This is a genomic window from Microbacterium sp. BH-3-3-3, assembly GCF_007679045.1.
Lineage (GTDB): Bacteria > Actinomycetota > Actinomycetes > Actinomycetales > Microbacteriaceae > Microbacterium > Microbacterium algihabitans.
Genome location: NZ_VEFS01000001.1, coordinates 1133288 through 1150387, shown reverse-complemented (window position 1 = coordinate 1150387; position 17100 = coordinate 1133288). Strand labels below are relative to the sequence as shown.

Genomic DNA, 17100 nt, shown 5'->3' with positions numbered 1-17100 from the left:
CTTCTCCGATCGGCGCGAGAGCGAGGTCACGGCGACGGCGACCGCAGGGCGACCAACGCGTCGGCCCGGCTCGAGACGCCGAGCTTGCCGTAGATCGACCGCACCTGCGACTTCACCGTGTTGACCGAGACCCCTCGTCGCTGCGAGATCTGCGTCAGCGAGAGGTCGGAGAGCAGCATCCGGGCGAGCTCGCGCTCGGCGGCGGTGAGGTCGATGCGTCGCTCCTTCTGCGAGGGCGCCGTGGGCAGGGGGAGGGCCGCGCGGGCGGAGTCGACCATCACCCGCAGGGCCGGTCGTTCCGCCTCGACGAGGTCGAGGAGGCGCTCGGCCTCGCCGCTGAGGATGAGCAGGAACGAGATCTTCGAGCCGCCGGTGCGTTCGATGAGGGTGAGGGCGGATGCCATGCTCGCAGCGGCCCGCTTCTCCTGGCCCAGGCGCAGCAGGGCGACCGCGCGCCGGCTCAACAGCGCCGACAACGGGGAGAGGCAGTGGTCGTCCATCGCGACGCAGGCGTCGGTGGAGTCGATGAGCTCCTGGTCGCGCCCGAGCTGCAGCAGCACGGTGGCGCGTTGCGATTCGAAGCAGATGGCGTGGCCGGGGTGACTGACCCGATCCGCGATCATCGCGAGGGCCTCGCCGTACTCGCCCTGCACGGTCAGCAGACCGCTCGTCATGCTCACGAGTCGTTCACGCATGAGCCGGTAGCTGCGGGTGCGGCCCGAGCCGTGCAGTAACTGCCGTGCCTTCGCCAGGGCGATCGCGATGTCGCCCTGCAACCACCGGCCGACCACCCGCATGACGCCGGCGGAGAACCGCCAGTAGGGGTCGTCGGGTCGCGCCCGCTCGAGCTCGTCGGCGCTCGAGAGCAGGGGAGCTGCGTCTGCGTGTGCCACCCCGATCAGCGACTCCGCGAACAGCAGGCCGTGCGAGATCTCGCTCGCATCCCACCCCTCGCCGTGGAACAGCCCGCGTGCTTCGGCGACGATCCCGCCCGCCTCACCGAACTCGCCATTGATCGCCAGGGCCTCGGCGTGGGTGGCGAGGGCGCGGTACCTGTCGCCCGGCGAGTCGGCGAACAGCAGCGCCTCGGCGGCGTAGCGGGCCGCCACCTGGGGGCGGCCGATGGCGTTCAGATACTCGGCGGCGCTCGTGAGCAGTTCGGCGCGCGCCGAGGCCGGGAGTGACGCGGGCCGGGTGAGCCGTGCGTCGTCGAAGTAGCGCTCGATGAGCGCGATCCCCTCGCCGAGGGCGTCGGTGCGGGCGCGCGCGACCAGGGCCGCCGAGAGCAGTCGCGCCTGCGGCTCCGTCCACGCCCGCGGAGCGGGGCCCAGGTCGACCTCGGCCAGCAGCGCGAGGTGCCTCAGCAGGGGGACGCCGTTGCCGGGGGCCAGGCGCGGTGACACATGGACGGCAGCGGCGCGGACGGCCGCGGTACCGCCGCCGTCGTTCTCGCTCATCCCGCCCCCGTCGCGCGTGGGGCCGCTTGTTCTCCCCCGAACCCTTCGAGATTACGTCGTCGGCGGGGGTGAGCGGGTCAGACGGAGGCGTTCACCACGGCCGCGATCGCCGAGGTGAAGAAGCCGAGTCCGTCGACGCCCGAGCGCATCGCCGCGGAGGTGCCGGGGCCGAAGCCCGGTTCGACCGCGTGCTCGGGGTGAGGCATGAGGCCGACGACGTTGCCGCGTTCGTTGGTGAGGCCGGCGATGTCGTCGAGAGAGCCGTTGGGGTTGACGCCCAGGTAGCGGAAGGCGACCTGGCCTTCACCGTTGACGCGGGCCAGGGTCTCGGCATCCGCGATGTATCCGCCGTCGGCGTTCTTCAGCGGGATGACGATCTCGTCGCCCTCGGTGAAGTCGCTCGTCCACGCGGTCGACGCGTTCTCGACGCGCAGGCGCTGGTCGCGGCGGATGAACTGCTGATGCGCGTTGCGGATGAGACCGCCGGGCAGCAGGTGGGCCTCGACGAGCATCTGGAAGCCGTTGCAGATACCGAGCACGGGCATGCCCTTGGCGGCGGCGTCTTTGACCTCGGCCATGATCGGCGCGAAGGCGGCGATGGCGCCGGCGCGCAGGTAGTCGCCGTAGCTGAAGCCGCCCGGCAGCACGAGGGCATCGACGCCCCGGAGGTCGTGCTCGCCGTGCCACAGCGCGACGGGCTCGCCGCCGGCGAGGCGGATGGCCCGCTGGGCGTCGCGGTCGTCGAGCGACCCGGGGAAGGTGATGACCCCGATGCGGGCCGTCATTGCACGACCTCGATGTTCACGACGTCTTCGATGACCGCGTTCGACAGCATCTCGTCGGCGAGCTCGCGCGCACGCGCCAGAGTGGCCTCGTCGACCTCGCCCTCGACGGTGAGCTCGAAGCGCTTGCCGATGCGCACGTCGGAGAAGCGGGTCTCGCCGAGCCGCGACAGGGCGCCGGCCACGGCCTTTCCCTGGGGGTCGAGAAGCTCGGCCTTGGGCATGACGTCGACGACGATGGTGGGCACTTCAGCTCCAGATGTCGGGTGGCGTTGTGACGCCCAGTCTACGGGAGGCCCCGGTCGTCCCCGTCGCACTGCGCGGAGGCTCTCCAGCCCCGTGGGTGAATTCCGATAACGATCCGGATGCTTTCGCTTGACCTCATGGGAGCGATCCCATAGCGTCGAGTCTCGATCGGTGAGAGCGCTCCCAAACATTGTGCGGGAGCATCCCACAGCACCGGTCCGCACCCACCACAAAGGAGTGATCTGTGAAAAACCGCGCCCTGCGTCGTGTGGCCCTCGTCGCCGCCGTCGCCTCCACCTCCGCCCTCGTCCTCGCCGGCTGCTCCGGCGGAGGCGCCGCCTCGGGCGGCGACGGACAGGTGACCCTCACCGTCGCCACCTTCAACGACTTCGGATACACCGACGCGCTCCTGAAGGAGTACACGGACGCGCATCCGAACGTGAAGATCGTGCACAACAAGGCGGCGACCAGCAACGACGCCCGTGCCAACTACTTCCAGAAGCTCGGCAAGACCGGCCTCGCCGACATCGAGGCGATCGAGGTCGACTGGCTGCCCGAGGTCATGGAGTACGCCGACCTGCTCGCCCCCGTGCCCGACGACCTGAAGAGCCGCTGGCTCGACTACAAGGTCAAGGCCGCGACCAGCACCGACGGCAAGCTCATCGGGTACGGAACCGACATCGGCCCCGAGGGCGTCTGCTACCGCTCCGACCTGTTCGCCGCCGCGGGCCTGCCGACCGACCGTGAAGAGGTCGCGAAGATGCTGCAGGGCGACTGGTCGACCTACTTCGCCGCGGGAGACAAGTACGTCGCCGCCACCGGCAAGGCCTTCTTCGACTCCGCCGGCGGCACCTACCAGGGCGCCATCAACCAGGTCGAGGACGCCTACGAGAACCCCGCGAACGGCGAGATCACCGCCACCACGAACCCCGAGGTCAAGAAGATCTACGACGAGGTGCTCAAGGCGAGCGCCACGCAGTCCGCGCACCTGGGCCAGTGGTCCGACGACTGGATGGCCGGGCTCTCCAATGGCGCCTTCGCCACCATGCTCTGCCCGGGCTGGATGCTCGGTGTCATCGAGGGCAACGCCCCCGAGGTCAAGGGCTGGGACATCGCCAACGTCTTCCCCGGCGGCGGCGGCAACTGGGGCGGCTCGTACCTGACCGTTCCCGCGAACGGCAAGAACGTCGCGGCCGCGCAGGAGCTCGCCGACTGGCTGACGAGCCCCGACACCCAGATCAAGGCGTTCGAGAACGCGGGCACCTTCCCGAGCCAGACCGAGGCGCTCAAGAACGAGACGCTGCTGAGCAACAAGAACGCCTACTTCAACGACGCGCCGGTCGGCCAGATCCTCACCGATCGCGCCGAGGCCGTGAAGGTGTCGCCGTACAAGGGCAAGTTCTACTTCCAGATCAACGACGCCATGCAGAAGGCGCTGACGCGAGTCGAAGACGGCACTCAGGATGCCGCGACCTCGTGGCAGCAGTGGGTGACCGAGGTCGACGCCCTGAAGTGACCGACGCGGGCGGATGCCGGGGGCTGCAGCAGCGGCCCTCGGCATCCGTCCCTCGTCTCGAGGAGGAGACACCATCGTGACAAGCACACTCGAACGGCCCACCCGGTCGGCCTCGGCGCCCGCCGGCGCACGGCAGCCGCGACGCATCGGCTTCGGCCAGCGGCGCAGTGCGTGGGACCTGAAGTTCTCGCCGTACCTCTACATCTCGCCGTTCTTCATCCTGTTCGCGATCACGGGCCTCTTCCCCATCGCCTACACGGCCGTGATCTCGTTCATGGACTGGGATCTCGTCCGCAACTCGGGCCACTTCATCGGCTTCGACCAGTACACGTGGGTGCTCTCGCAGCCCAAGTTCTGGGTCGCGCTGCGCAACACCTTCAGCATCTTCCTGCTCTCCAGCGTCCCGCAGCTCATCCTCGCGATCTTCATCGCGGCGATGCTCGACCAGAACATCCGCGCGAAGACGTTCTGGCGCATGAGCGTGCTCATCCCGTACGTCATGGCTCCGGTCGCGGTGGCCCTCATCTTCAGCAACATGTTCGGCGACCAGTACGGCGTCGTGAACACCACGCTGCAGAACCTCGGTCTTCCCGCCGTCCCGTGGCACTCCGACGCCCTCGCCAGTCACGTCGCGATCGCCACGATGGTCAACTTCCGCTGGACCGGCTACAACACCCTGATCCTCCTCGCGGCGATGCAGGCGATCCCGCGCGAGTTCTACGAGGCGGCCACGGTCGACGGCGCAGGCAAGGCGCGTCAGTTCTTCTCGATCACCCTGCCGAGCCTCAAGCCGACGCTCATCTTCGTGATCATCACCTCCACCATCGGCGGTCTGCAGATCTTCGACGAGCCCCGCATGTACGACCAGTACGGCACGGGCGGCGCCGACAACCAGTGGCTCACCGTGACGTTGTGGCTCTACAACATCGGATGGGGCGAGTGGAACTTCGGCCGCGCGGCCGCCCTCGCCTGGATCCTCTTCATCATCATCTTGGCCATCGGCGCGATCAACATGTTCGTGACCCGTTCGCTCGTGCGCGACGAAGGCGGTCGCGACCAGCGCTCCCGCCGCGAGCGCCGGGCTCAGGCGCGCGCTGCGAAGCAGCGTCTCGAGGCCGACGCCGATCGCCGTTCCACCCCTCGAAAGGAGGCGCGTCGATGACCGCCGTCACCCCGGCCCCCGTGCCCGTGATCGACCGCGACCTGCCCGCACGTGGGCGTCGCCGCCCGCGACCGGTGCGCGGCTCCCGCCCCGGCTGGATCGTCTACGCGAGCCTCGCTGCGGTCCTGTTGGCCAGCATCTTCCCGTTCTACTGGTCGCTGCTGATCGGATCGGGCGACGCCTCCACGGTCCGCGACCCGAACATGTCGTGGATCCCGGGCGGCAACTTCTTCGCCAACGCCGCGGCGGTCATGGGCGACCCGGCCGTCAACTTCTGGCCGGCGCTCGTGAACTCCATCATCAGTTCCGCCCTCATCGCGGCATCCGTCGTCTTCTTCTCGACCCTCGCGGGCTGGGCGTTCGCGAAGCTCAAGTTCCGCGGCGGTCCCTGGCTGCTGCTGTTCGTCGTCGGCACGATGGCGGTTCCGATGCAGCTGGGCGTGGTGCCGCTGTACATCCTGTTCAGCGAGCTCGGGTGGACCGGACAGCTGGGCGCCATCATCATCCCCGCGCTCACGAGCGCGTTCGGGGTGTTCTGGATGACGCAGTACCTGCGTCAGGCGGTGCCCGACGAGCTCATCGAGGCCGCTCGCGTCGACGGCGCGACCTCGTTCCGCACGTTCCTCACCGTGGGTGTGCCGGCGGCGCGCCCCGCGGCCGCGATGCTCGGACTGTTCACGTTCGTCAGCGCGTGGAACAACTTCTTCTGGCCGTTCATCGTTCTCGACCGCCAGAACCCGACGCTGCCGGTGGCCCTGTCGCTGCTGCAGTCCAACTACTTCGTCGACTACTCGAAGGTCCTCGCGGGCGTGCTGCTGTCGACGATTCCGCTGCTGGTCTTGTTCGTGTTCGCGGGCAAGCAGCTGGTCAGTGGCATCATGCAAGGGGCGGTCAAGGGATGACCCTTGCGCCCACGGAAGGAACCCGAACCATGTCCGACGCCCGAGCCTTCCCCCAGGGCTTTCTCTTCGGTGCCGCCACGGCGGCCTACCAGATCGAGGGGGCGGCGTTCGAAGACGGCCGCACCGCGTCGATCTGGGACGCCTTCAGCCGTGTTCCGGATGCCGTGATCAACGCCGACAACGGCGATGTCGCGTGCGACCACTACCACCGCTATGCCGGCGACGTGCAGCTGATGAAGCAGCTCGGCCTGCAGACCTACCGCTTCTCGACGTCGTGGTCGCGCGTGCGCCCCGACGGCGGAGCGCTCAACCCGAAGGGCGTCGACTTCTACAAGCGTCTCGTCGACGAGCTGCTGGGCGCCGGCATCCTGCCCTGGCTGACCCTCTACCACTGGGACCTGCCGCAGGCGCTGCAGGATCGCGGCGGCTGGACCGTGCGCGAGACGGCCGACCGCTTCACCGAGTACGCGCTCGACATGCACGACGCCCTGGGCGACCGCGTCGACGTGTGGACGACGCTCAACGAGCCGTGGTGCTCCTCGTTCCTCAGCTACACCGCCGGTGCGCACGCTCCGGGCCACTACTCGCAGGCCGAGGGCATGCTCGCCGCGCACCACCTGCTGCTCGGGCACGGTCAGACCGTGCGGGAGCTGCGTGCGCGCGACGCCTCGCTGAACCTGGGGATCACGCTGAACCTCACGGTGGCGGATGCCGTCGACCCGGCCGATCCCGCCGACCTCGACGCCGCGCGGCGCATCGACGGGCAGTTCAATCGGTGGTTCCTCGACCCGGTGTTCCGCGGCACCTACCCGGCCGACATCATCAAGGACTTCCGAGACACCGACGCCGAGGCCGTCGCGCGCTGGCAGGAGGCCGTGCAGCCCGGCGACCTCGACGTCATCTCGACGCCCATCGACTCGCTCGGCGTGAACTACTACCACGGCGAGTTCGTGGGCGGCACGCCCCCCGAGGTGGACCCGCCCGCCGGCGACGCCCCCACCCCGCGCCCGATCGGCAAGCCGTTCCCCGCGAGCGAGAACCTGTACTGGCACGACCGCGGCCTCTCGCGAACCAACATGGGCTGGGAGGTGCAGCCCGAGGGGCTCACCCGCCTGCTCGAGCGCGTGAGCGACGAGTACGCGGCCGAAGCCGGTGTGGCGCTGTACGTCACCGAGAACGGTGCCTCGTACGACGACGAGCCGGTCACCGAGGCGGGCGAGACCCGCGTGCACGACGCCGAGCGCGTCGAGTTCGTCGAGGCGCACCTGGGAGCGGTGCTGGATGCCGTGGACAAGGGCGTCGACGTGCGCGGCTACTTCTACTGGTCGCTCATGGACAACTTCGAGTGGGCCTGGGGCTACGCCAAGCGCTTCGGCATCGTCTACGTCGACTACGCCACGCAGGAGCGCACGATCAAGGACTCGGGCCGCGCCTACGCGCGGGTCATCGCGCAGCGCGCGCTGGAGACGGCCGTCGTCCGCTGAGTCGGATGAGCGAAGGCCCGGCCACCCACCCAGGGAGCCGGGCCTTCGTTGTCGGTGCCAGCTGATGCAGCGTCGTGATCCGGCCTCGCGCGTGGTCATGGGCCAGAGACATACGGTGTAAGTTTGGCCTGTTCCCGTACCCGGGTGTCGCTGCGCGCAGCGCTCTCGCCCGCAGTACGCTCGCACTATCGCGGGGCCGGTCACCACCGGCACCCGTGCAGAAGCCGTCTCACCGGCCCCCGAAGGAGGGAAGCGTTGGATCTCGCACCCGCGCGGGGCGCCGCCACGATCGAAGAGGTCGCCGCGCGCGCCGGAGTGTCGCGCTCGACCGTGTCGCGCGTCGTCAACGGCTCCACCGCCGTCTCACCATCGGCGCTCGAGGCCGTGCGCCGGGCGATCGACGAGCTGCAGTACGTGCCCAACCGCGCGGCGCGCTCGCTCGCGAGCAGGCAGACCCGCGCCATCGCGCTGGTGATCCCCGAGCAGACCGACCGTTTCTTCGGCGACCCGTTCTTCGCCTCGATCGTCGCAGGCATCGGCGAGGTGATCGGCGAATCCGACTACATAATGAATATGCTGATCGCGAGCGACGACGCCAGCGCCAAGGCGCTCGGATACCTGCGTAGCGGCAGCGTCGACGGCGCGATCGTCGCCTCGCACCACACCAGCGACACCTTTCTCGACCGGGTCGCCGACGTCGTGCCGGTCGTTTACGGGGGACGCCCCGCGCGCATCCGCTCGGACGATTACTACGTCGACGTCGACAACGTCGAGGGCGGCCGACTCGCGACGGCCTACCTGATCGAGCGCGGACACCGGCGCATCGCCACGATCTCGGGACCGCCCGACATGCCCGCGGGCATCGACCGTCTGAAGGGCTTCCATGCCGCGATGACCGAGGCCGGCGTGACCCCCGTGGCCGTCGAGAACGGCGACTTCACCGAGTCGGGCGGAGCGAGTGCGATGACCCGCGTCCTGTCGGCGGGCGAGAGGCCGGACGCCCTCTTCGTCGCGAGCGACCTGATGGCGCGCGGCGCCTACGAGGTCTTGCGCGAGAAGGGCATCGAGCCCGGTCGCGACATCGCCGTGATCGGCTTCGACGACTCGGCCGTGTCGACAGCGGTCTCGCCGGCGCTGACCACCGTGCGTCAGCCCTCGCTCACGCAGGGGCGGCACATGGCATCCGTTCTGCTCGACATCCTCGCCGGGCGGCCCGCCGTGCACGCCACGATCCTGCCCACGGAGATCATCGAGCGCGCCTCGGCGTGACCGTCACGCCCACTCGGCGGTGTCGGGGTCGATGCCGTGCGCGCGGGCGCTCGCCTCGATCGCCTCACACAGCCACGTGGCCAGGCCCGGACGCACGCGGTCGTAGTGCGCGGTGAATCGCTCGTCGGTCACGTACATGCGCCCGAGGTGCACGTGCATCTGCCGCGAGACCGGGTAGAACGCCGACAGGGCCTCGCGGTGACGCTCGACGAGGGCGGCCGCCGTCGCCTCTTCGGGGCGGATGCCGGCGCCCATCGCCGCGCCCAGCTCGGCCTCCACCCCGGCCAGCGTCGACGTGACCGCCGCCCAGTCCTCCGCTCCCCGGGGGGCGGAGCGCTCGGCCGCCTGCTGCCACTGCGGCGACGAGCCGTGGGCGTCGCGCGCCTCGGCCGGCCAGTCGGTGTTCCAATCGGGGCCGAAGACCGCCCTCTGCTCGTCGGGCGAGAGCAGGACGCCGCGCTCCTGGGCCTCGATCATGCGGCCGAGGTCGTCGTCGAGTTCGCGGAGCTGGTCGATCCGCTGCGCGAGCTGCGCCCGCTGCACCCGCAACTGCGCCGAGACATCGTCGCCGGGCTCGTCGAGCACCGCGCGGATGGCCTCGAGATCCAGGCCCAGTTCGCGGTAGACGACGATGCGGCGCAGGCGTTCGAGGTCGGCATCCGTGTACAACCGATAGCCGGCGGCCGAACGCGCGGCCGGACGGGCCAACCCGATCTCGTCCCAGTGGTGCAGGGTCCGCACCGTCAGCCCGAGCTGCGCAGCGGCCTCGCCGACCGGCAGCCCGTCTCGTGTCATGTCGTTCATCATGCCGACAAGGCTGCGCCCTCACGTCGCGTGAGGGTCAAGCCGTCCGTCACGAGAACAGGGGATGTCACGAGAACAGGAGGTTCCGGCCGACATCGTCCTGTTCCGGGCGCGGAGCCTGTTCTCGTGACGTCGCCGGGCGCGGACGCCGCTCAGCGGGCGTCGGGCAGCGGCCGCTGGTACACGTCGGGGATGTCGTCGCCGTCGGCATCCACCTCTTCGTCCTGCTCCAGCTGCTTGTAGCGGCGGTTGCGCACCAGCAGCACGGCGGAGGCGAAGACGGATGCCAGGAGCGAGGCCGCCATGATCGCGATCTTCGCGTCGTCGGTGTGCGGAGAACCCGCGTGGAAGCTCAGCTCGGCGATCAGCAGCGACACGGTGAACCCGATGCCGGCGAGCAGGCCGACTCCGGCGAGGTCGATCCACTTCAGCGCCGGGTCGAGGCGCACCTTCGTCACGAGGGTGAGCACGCGCACGCCGAGCAGGATGCCGATCGGCTTTCCGAACACGAGACCGGCGACCACGCCGATGGTCACGGGGTCGGTGAGCGCGCGCATGATGCCGTCGCCCCCGCCGACGGCGACACCCGCGGCGAAGAACGCGAAGATCGGCACCGCGATGCCGCTCGAGAGCGGGCGGAAGCGGTGCTCGAATTGCTCGGCGAGGTCCATGCCGTGGTGCTCGGGCTGACGCCGCGAGGCGGCGACGGGGATGGTGAAGGCCAGGGCGACACCGGCGATCGTGGCGTGCACGCCCGACGCGTGCAGGAACGCCCACGCGGCGAAGCCGATCGGCAGCAGGACGACCCACGCGCCCCACGCGTGGCGCGCGAACCAGGCTCGAGCCCGGTGCGCGATCACGCCGTAGATCACGACGAGCACCGCGAACACGGCCAGGGGCAGCAGCGAGATGTCGCTGGTGTAGAAGATCGCGATGATCGCGATGGCGATGAGGTCGTCGACCACCGCGAGGGTCAGCAGGAAGATGCGGAGCGGCCCGGGCAGGTGCGAGCCGACGAGGGCGAGCACGGCGACGGCGAACGCGATGTCGGTCGCGGTGGGGATCGCCCATCCGGCCAGCAGGCTCGGCTGCGTGTGCACGATCGCGACGTAGATGAGCGCCGGAACCGCGACGCCCGCGAACGCCGCCGTGACGGGGACGATCGCGGTGCCGAAGCGGCGCAGGCTGCCGCTCACGATCTCGCGCTTGAGCTCGAGGCCGACCATGAAGAAGAACACCGCGAGCAGACCGTCGGCCGCCCACGTTCCCAGGCTCAGGTCGAGGTGCCACGGCTCGTAGCCGATGCGGAAGTCGCGCAGCGCGAAGTAGGCGTCGGATGCGGGGGAGTTCGCCCAGATGATCGCGATGATCGCGGCGACGACCAGCAGCATGCCGCCGACGGATTCGCGGCGGAGCAGCGTCGTGACGCGGTGGACTTCGCGGTAGCCGGGCCAGCTCGGCGCGCGGGTGGTGTCGTGGCTCATGAGGCCTCCTGAGGGGTCGATCGACGAAATGTCGACCAGACTTCCCGACGCACCGAGACCCAGTTTACCGTGGCGCCGCTCGTGCCTCAGGCGGTGCGACGGAACGTGACCACATTGCGCGTCGAACGGAGGTCGTCGGTGCGGCCGTAGGCGAAGTGCCCCCATGCCGTGCGCATCAGCACGCCGGTCCGGTCGAGGTCCGCCGCGGTTGCGCCGGCATAGGGGGCGAGACCGGATGCCGCGTCCTCGGAGCCGAAGACGAAGGGCACCTCGATCGCGTGCGAGGAGCCGAAGTGATTGCGCGGAGCCCGCCAACGGAAGGTGAAGCGCGCGACCTCGCCGCCGGAACGCTCGTACGCGCGCGCGAAGGCGCGGGCGGGGCCGCCGTAGACCCAGGTGGTCAGTGCGCGATCGGCGAGGGAGACCACCAGAGGACCGAGCACGGGGACCCTCGACGCTCCGCGCAGAGCGGGAACGAGGGGAAGGAAGAGGCGTGCCTCGTGAGCGGTCGTTCCGATCAGCAGCGGAATGCGCGGCGCGACGTGCGCCCATCGCTCGCGCATCCCGTTCTCGTCCGGCAGAGGATCCTGACCCGCCTGGGGTCCGAACGCCATCAACGCGACCGGGCTCTTCCGGGCCGCCCGGGCCACCGCCGCCTGCGCCACCTCGAGGTCGAGGCCGTCGCCGTCGACCAGCGTCTCGTCGAGAGCGGCGTTCATCGCCGCGCCGATCCCCGCGCGACCGCGGATGGTGCGCAGGGGAGCGCTCTGCACGATCGCTCGTGAGAACAGCGAGGCGGCACCGTCGACCGTCATCAGATGCAGCACGGCATCGGCCCCCGCCGACTGGCCGAAGGCCGTCACCCGCGCCGGGTCGCCCCCGAAGGAGGCGATGTTGGCTTGCACCCACCGGAAGGCCGCGAGCTGATCCAGCAGCCCGAGATTGGCGGGTCGTCCCACGCCGTCGCCGACGTAGCCGAGGACGCCGAGTCGGTAGGTGACGGTGACGACGATCACGCGTTCCTGGAGGACGAGCGCGCGGGGGTCGTACAGGGGCAGATCGCCCGCTCCGCTGACGTACGACCCGCCGTGGATCCACACCATGACGGGCAGGGGCTCGTCCGTGGCACCGTGATCGGCGGGGAGGGTGACGGTCAACCGCTGGCAATGCTCGCTCTGCGGGAGCCCGCCGGTCTGGTCGCCGATGACCTCGAACGCCTCGGTGGGCACCTGGGGGCAGGCGGGCGAGGCCTCGAAGGCGGGGAACGGATCGCTGCCGAGGTGCGAGAGCGCGCGCGGCTTCTCGAATCGGTCCGCGTGAGCGTAGGGCACGCCCGCGGCGCGCACGATGTCACCGTCGACGACGGCTTCGATCTCGCCGACGGATGTCATGAAGACGCGGGTGCGCCGACCGTGAGATGTCATGTCCCGTGTGCGACCGAGCCGTCAGCTCGGGTCGCCGCCCAACGGGCCGACGGCGGGGATCGGACCGCCGTCGTCGGCGCCGGTCTTGCGGGCGCGGGCGATCGCGTTGCCGAGGTGGTAGATCAGCAGTGCCGCGACCGAACCGAGCACGATCGCGCCGAGCTGGAAGTCGCCCCACTGCATCGTGAACCCGGCGATCGCGAGCACCAGCGCGACGGCGCCGGTGTACTGGTTGACCGGACGCGAGAAGTCGACGCGGTTGTCGACCCAGATCTTGATGCCGATGATGCCGATCAGGCCGTACAGCGCGGTCGTCACGCCGCCGAGAACGCCCGGCGGGATGGTGTTGAACACCGCGCCGACCTTGGGCGAGAGGCTCAGCACGATCGCGGTCAGACCGGCGACCCAGTACACCGCGGTGGAGTAGACGCGGGTCGCCGCCATGACGCCGATGTTCTCGCCGTAGGTCGTGGTGCCGGAGCCGCCGAAGGTTCCGGCGAGGGTCGTGGCGACACCGTCGGCGATGAGGGCGCGACCGGTGGAGCGGTTGGCCGTGGCATCCGTCATCGCCGCCACACCCCGCACGTGACCGACGTTTTCGGCCACGAGCACCAGCACGACGGGGAGGAACATCGCGATGACCGACCAGGTCGCGGGCGTCGTGAAATCGGCGAACTGGAAGGTCGGCAGGCCCACCCAGGGCGCCTGGGCGACGGCGTCGAAGTCGATGAGCGTCTCGCCCGAGACGGCCTGGATGATCACGGTCGCGACGTAGCCCACGATCACGCCGAGGAAGATCGAGATGCGCCCGAGGAAGCCGCGGAACAGCACGCTGAACAGGATGACCGCGACGAGCGTGATGGTGCCCGGCAGGGGCTGCAGCTGGAAGTTCGACCACGCGACGGGCGCCAGGTTGAAGCCGATCAGGGCGACGATCGCGCCGGCGACCACCGGCGGCATGACCTTGTCGACCCAGCCGAGGCCGGCGAACTGCACGATGACGCCGATGACGGCGAGAAGCACACCCACGGCGACGATGCCCGCGAGCGCCGAGCCCGTGCCGGCCATGGTCGTGGCGGCGGTGATCGGCGCGATGAACGCGAACGACGACCCCAGATAGCTGGGGAGGCGGTTCTTCGTCACGAGCAGGAACAGCAGCGTGCCGATGCCGGAGAACAGCAGCGTGGTCGAGACCGGGAACTTCGTCAGCACCGGCACGAGGAAGGTCGCGCCGAACATCGCGATGACGTGCTGGAGGCCGATCGCGACCGTCGCGCCCCAGTTCAGGCGTTCGCCGGGGGCGACGACGGCCCCGGGCTCGACCGTGCGGCCGTTGCCGTGCAGCTTCCAGCGGAACATGTGTCTCCTTGGGGGATGTGGTCGGTGGGGCCCTTCGACAAGCTCAGGGACCGTGGGCGGCTCAGGGACCGCGGGCGGCTCAGGGACCGGGTCGCGGCTCAGGGATCGGGTCGCGGCTCAGGGATCGGGTCGCGGCTCAGGGACCGGTTGCGGTTGCGGTGAGGCTGTCGAAGCCTCCGCGGGCGCGGGTCAGTCGCCGGTGAGCAGGCCGAGCAGCGTCGCGTAGCGCTCGCGCGTGCGCTCGACGATCTCGTCGGGAAGGGTGGGCGGCTCGCCCTGCTTGTCCCAGTTCTGGGCCAGCCAGTTGCGCACGATCTGCTTGTCGAAGCTCGCCATGCGCTCCGCGGGGGTCGTGCCGGTGCGCCAGGCCTCGGCATCCCAGTAGCGCGAGGAGTCGGACGTGAGCACCTCGTCGGCGAGGGTCAGCACGCCCGCGTCGTCGAAGCCGAACTCGAACTTGGTGTCGGCGAGGATCAGGCCGTGCGCCTCGGCGGTCGCGGCGGCGCGGCGGTAGATCTCGAGCGAGAGGTCGCGCAGGGCGGCGGCCGTCTCGGCACCGACGAGCTCGACCGAGCGCTCGAAGGTGATGTTCTCGTCGTGCTCGCCCATCGGCGCCTTGAAGGCGGGCGTGTAGAGGGGCTCGGGGAGGCGGTCACCGTCGTTCAGGCCCTCGGGCAGCCGGATGCCGCACACCGTGCCCTCCGCCTGATACTCGGCCCAACCCGAGCCGGTGAGGTAGCCGCGCACGACGCACTCGATCGGCTGCATGTCGAGGGAGCGGACGAGCATCGCGCGCCCCCTCACGGCATCCGGGATCAACGACACCGGGTCGTCGCCCCGCAGCGTGTGATCGGCCGCCAGATGGTTCGGGATCGCCCGACCGCCGTCGGCTCCGGCGAGCTGGTCGAACCACCACAGGCTCAGCGTGGTCAGCAGTTCGCCCTTGCCCGGGATGCCGGGGGAGAGCACGTGGTCGAAGGCGCTCACGCGGTCGCTCGCCACGACGAGGAGGTGCGCGGGGGTGGCGTCTGCGGCGGTGTCGGCGGGGACGTAGAGGTCGCGCACCTTGCCGGAATAGACGTGGCGCCAGCCGGGGATCTCGAGCGGGGGAGCGGTGGTCACCCGCTCATTATCGCGGGTGCGACCCGCCGCCCACGACGGCGCGGAAGGCTGATTCTGTCACAACGCCCCCGGCGACGCCTGCCCCCCGAGCGCGGCGGACCCGTTGACTACCCTCGGAGGAATGACCGATGACTCCCCCCGAACCTCGGTAGCCATCGACCCCCACGCGGGGAGTAAGCACTCCACCATCCGCGGGTGGGTCTTCTGGCCCGCCGCCGCGATCGCCCTCGCCTTCATCGCGTTCGCGATGCTCTTCCCGGCTGCCGCCGAAGCGACGTTCGGCGCCGTGCAGACCTTCATCGTCTCGGCGTTCAACTGGTACTACGTGCTGATCGCGGCCTTCTTCGTCGTCTTCGCGCTCACCATGGGCTTCAGTCGCTTCGGCAACATCAAGCTCGGGCAGGACGACGACGAGCCGGAGTTCTCGACCATGTCGTGGTTCTCGCTGCTGTTCGCCGCGGGCATGGGCATCGGCCTCGTCTTCTACGGCGTGAGCGAGCCGCTCAGCCATTTCATCGAGCCGCGGCCCGGCGTGGAGGGCACTCCCAACCAGCTCGCGCAGCAGGCGATGTCGCAGACCTTCCTGCACTGGGGAGTTCACGCGTGGTCGATCTACGTCGTGCTCGGTCTCGCCCTCGCCTACGCGTTCCACCGCCGTCGCCGGCCGCGAACCATCCGCTGGGCGCTCGAGCCGATCCTGGGTGCGCGTCTCGTGCAGGGCGGCTGGGGCAACGCGATCGACGTCGCGGCCCTCGTCGGCACCCTTTTCGGCGTGGCCACCTCGCTCGGCCTCGGTGTCATCCAGATCAGCGCGGGTCTCGACTACTTGGGCGTCGTCTCGCCGTCGGTCATCAGCCAGGCGATCATCGTCGGCATCATCACGGGTTTCGTGCTGTTCTCGGTGCTGTCGGGCGTCGGCAAGGGCATGAAGTGGCTGTCGAACATCAATCTCGTGCTCGCGGGGTTGCTCATGCTGTTCCTGCTGTTCGTCGGCCCCACCGAGTTCCTCCTGCGCGATGTCGTGCAGTCGATCGGCAACTACATCCAGAATTTCGTGAGCCTGTCCTTCACCACCAGCGCGTACTCCGGTGACGAGGGCGTGGCCTGGCAGGGCACCTGGACCGCGTTCTACTGGGGCTGGTGGATCTCGTGGGCCCCCTTCGTCGGCATCTTCATCGCTCGCATCTCGCGCGGTCGCACCGTGCGCGAGTTCGTTGTCGGCGTCATTCTCGTGCCCACGCTCGTCGGCATCCTGTGGTTCACCGTGCTCGGCGGAACCGCGATCTACGGCGAGCTCACCGGCACGGTCGAACTGGTCGGCGCCGACGGGTCGGTGAACGTCTCGACGGCGCTGTTCCAGATGCTGCAGAGCGTTCCCGGATCGGTGGTGATCTCGGTGGGCTTCCTGATCCTCATCGGGATCTTCTTCGTCACCTCGGCCGACTCCGGCGCTCTGGTGATGGGGATGATCGCCACCGGTGGCGAAGAGGAGCCCAAGCGCTGGGTGCGCGTGTTCTTCACGCTCGCCACCTCGCTCATCGCCTTCGCCCTGCTGCTGGCGGGTGGGCTCACGGCGCTGCAGACCGCGGCGATCAGCATCGCCCTGCCCTTCAGCGTCGTGCTGCTCGCGATCTGCTGGGCCACGGTCGTGGCGTTCCGGCGCGAGATGAAGGCGTACGACAAGGCCGAGCGGGCGCAGCTGCGCGATTCGATCGGCGAGCACTACGGCCTCGAGGTCGAGGAGCCCAACCAGCGCGGGATCTTCGGCATCCCCGCCCGCTGGCGCCAGCGACGCGCGGTTTCGGCGCAGGCCGAGGCACGCGAGGAGGCGCGAGCGGAGGCCGAGACGGTCTCGGGCGACTCGCCGTCGGCCTGAGTCCCGGCATCCGGAACCCCTCCCGAACACGCCACGTCCGCACCGGGCGCGGCGTGTTCTGCGTCGGGCGCAAGCCCTCCGCGCCGACGACCACCCGGGCGTTGACTGTGCGCGGCGGCGAGGGCGGTGCGATACGCGATGTTCACCCGCGCGAGTTCGCCTCAAGCGCCGCAACAGCGTATAGTCCACGTGGACTAGTCGACACGGACCATG

At 69.8% G+C, this 17100-nt stretch carries 14 protein-coding genes; 6 read left to right on the top strand and 8 right to left on the bottom strand.

Going from position 1 to position 17100, the window contains the following annotated elements:
• Positions 1–26 precede the first annotated feature (26 nt).
• The 3 genes from FS769_RS17045 to purS form a co-directional block, all read right to left on the bottom strand.
• The gene (locus FS769_RS17045) at positions 27–1457 is read right to left on the bottom strand and encodes a LuxR family transcriptional regulator (protein WP_144830360.1); all 1431 of its coding nucleotides are present in this window, start codon (positions 1455–1457) and stop codon (positions 27–29) included.
• Between the two features lie 77 nt (positions 1458–1534).
• Positions 1535–2242 (bottom strand): phosphoribosylformylglycinamidine synthase subunit PurQ, encoded by a 708-nt coding sequence (gene purQ, locus FS769_RS05360; protein WP_144830357.1) that lies wholly within the window; start codon positions 2240–2242, stop codon positions 1535–1537.
• On the bottom strand, positions 2239–2487 hold the full coding sequence (gene purS, locus FS769_RS05355) for a phosphoribosylformylglycinamidine synthase subunit PurS (RefSeq protein ID WP_144830354.1): 249 nt from the start codon (positions 2485–2487) through the stop codon (positions 2239–2241). The genes purQ and purS overlap by 4 nt, the downstream gene beginning before the upstream one ends.
• A gap of 242 nt (positions 2488–2729) precedes the next feature.
• On the opposite strand from purS, the gene FS769_RS05350 reads away from it, so the two are divergent.
• From FS769_RS05350 to FS769_RS05330, 5 genes are all read left to right on the top strand, one after another.
• Positions 2730–4001, top strand: a complete 1272-nt coding sequence (locus tag FS769_RS05350; protein WP_144830351.1) for an ABC transporter substrate-binding protein — start codon at positions 2730–2732, stop codon at positions 3999–4001.
• A 76-nt stretch (positions 4002–4077) separates the two neighbouring features.
• Positions 4078–5163: a carbohydrate ABC transporter permease gene (locus FS769_RS05345; RefSeq protein ID WP_260979699.1), complete on the top strand. Its 1086-nt coding sequence runs from the start codon at positions 4078–4080 to the stop codon at positions 5161–5163.
• A complete protein-coding gene (locus tag FS769_RS05340) occupies positions 5160–6065 on the top strand; it encodes a carbohydrate ABC transporter permease (RefSeq protein WP_144830345.1) in 906 nt (301 codons plus the stop codon). The genes FS769_RS05345 and FS769_RS05340 overlap by 4 nt, the downstream gene beginning before the upstream one ends.
• Before the next feature lie 29 nt (positions 6066–6094).
• Complete coding sequence (locus tag FS769_RS05335; protein WP_144830342.1) at positions 6095–7549, top strand: glycoside hydrolase family 1 protein; 1455 nt, start codon at positions 6095–6097, stop codon at positions 7547–7549.
• Between the two features lie 255 nt (positions 7550–7804).
• Positions 7805–8818 carry a LacI family DNA-binding transcriptional regulator gene (locus FS769_RS05330; protein ID WP_144830339.1) on the top strand — a complete coding sequence of 338 codons (1014 nt, stop codon included), beginning with the start codon at positions 7805–7807 and terminating at the stop codon, positions 8816–8818.
• A gap of 3 nt (positions 8819–8821) precedes the next feature.
• Here the strand turns inward: FS769_RS05330 and FS769_RS05325 are convergent, their stop codons facing one another.
• The 5 genes from FS769_RS05325 to FS769_RS05300 form a co-directional block, all read right to left on the bottom strand.
• Entirely contained in the window at positions 8822–9625 is an 804-nt protein-coding gene (locus FS769_RS05325) for a MerR family transcriptional regulator (protein ID WP_260979698.1), read from the bottom strand.
• 149 nt (positions 9626–9774) lie between these two features.
• Positions 9775–11106 (bottom strand): Na+/H+ antiporter NhaA, encoded by a 1332-nt coding sequence (nhaA, locus tag FS769_RS05320; protein ID WP_144830333.1) that lies wholly within the window; start codon positions 11104–11106, stop codon positions 9775–9777.
• A gap of 86 nt (positions 11107–11192) precedes the next feature.
• On the bottom strand, positions 11193–12497 hold the full coding sequence (locus tag FS769_RS05315) for a carboxylesterase family protein (protein WP_144830330.1): 1305 nt from the start codon (positions 12495–12497) through the stop codon (positions 11193–11195).
• Between the two features lie 54 nt (positions 12498–12551).
• On the bottom strand, positions 12552–13889 hold the full coding sequence (locus FS769_RS05310; RefSeq protein ID WP_144830327.1) for a uracil-xanthine permease family protein: 1338 nt from the start codon (positions 13887–13889) through the stop codon (positions 12552–12554).
• Between the two features lie 189 nt (positions 13890–14078).
• Complete coding sequence (locus tag FS769_RS05300; RefSeq protein ID WP_144830321.1) at positions 14079–15011, bottom strand: phosphoribosylaminoimidazolesuccinocarboxamide synthase; 933 nt, start codon at positions 15009–15011, stop codon at positions 14079–14081.
• Between the two features lie 121 nt (positions 15012–15132).
• On the opposite strand from FS769_RS05300, the gene FS769_RS05295 reads away from it, so the two are divergent.
• The gene (locus FS769_RS05295) at positions 15133–16887 is read left to right on the top strand and encodes a BCCT family transporter (RefSeq protein ID WP_144830318.1); all 1755 of its coding nucleotides are present in this window, start codon (positions 15133–15135) and stop codon (positions 16885–16887) included.
• Positions 16888–17100 lie beyond the last annotated feature (213 nt).

Bases quoted from the DNA above. Each gene is read 5' to 3' on its own strand.
- FS769_RS17045 (WP_144830360.1), bottom strand. From the start codon at position 1,457: ATGAGCGAGAACGACGGCGGCGGTACCGCGGCCGTCCGCGCCGCTGCC.
- purQ (WP_144830357.1), bottom strand. From the start codon at position 2,242: ATGACGGCCCGCATCGGGGTCATCACCTTCCCCGGGTCGCTCGACGAC.
- FS769_RS05340 (WP_144830345.1), top strand. From the start codon at position 5,160: ATGACCGCCGTCACCCCGGCCCCCGTGCCCGTGATCGACCGCGACCTG.
- FS769_RS05335 (WP_144830342.1), top strand. From the start codon at position 6,095: ATGTCCGACGCCCGAGCCTTCCCCCAGGGCTTTCTCTTCGGTGCCGCC.
- FS769_RS05325 (WP_260979698.1), bottom strand. From the start codon at position 9,625: ATGATGAACGACATGACACGAGACGGGCTGCCGGTCGGCGAGGCCGCT.
- nhaA (WP_144830333.1), bottom strand. From the start codon at position 11,106: ATGAGCCACGACACCACCCGCGCGCCGAGCTGGCCCGGCTACCGCGAA.
- FS769_RS05315 (WP_144830330.1), bottom strand. From the start codon at position 12,497: ATGACATCCGTCGGCGAGATCGAAGCCGTCGTCGACGGTGACATCGTG.
- FS769_RS05310 (WP_144830327.1), bottom strand. From the start codon at position 13,889: ATGTTCCGCTGGAAGCTGCACGGCAACGGCCGCACGGTCGAGCCCGGG.
- FS769_RS05295 (WP_144830318.1), top strand. From the start codon at position 15,133: ATGACCGATGACTCCCCCCGAACCTCGGTAGCCATCGACCCCCACGCG.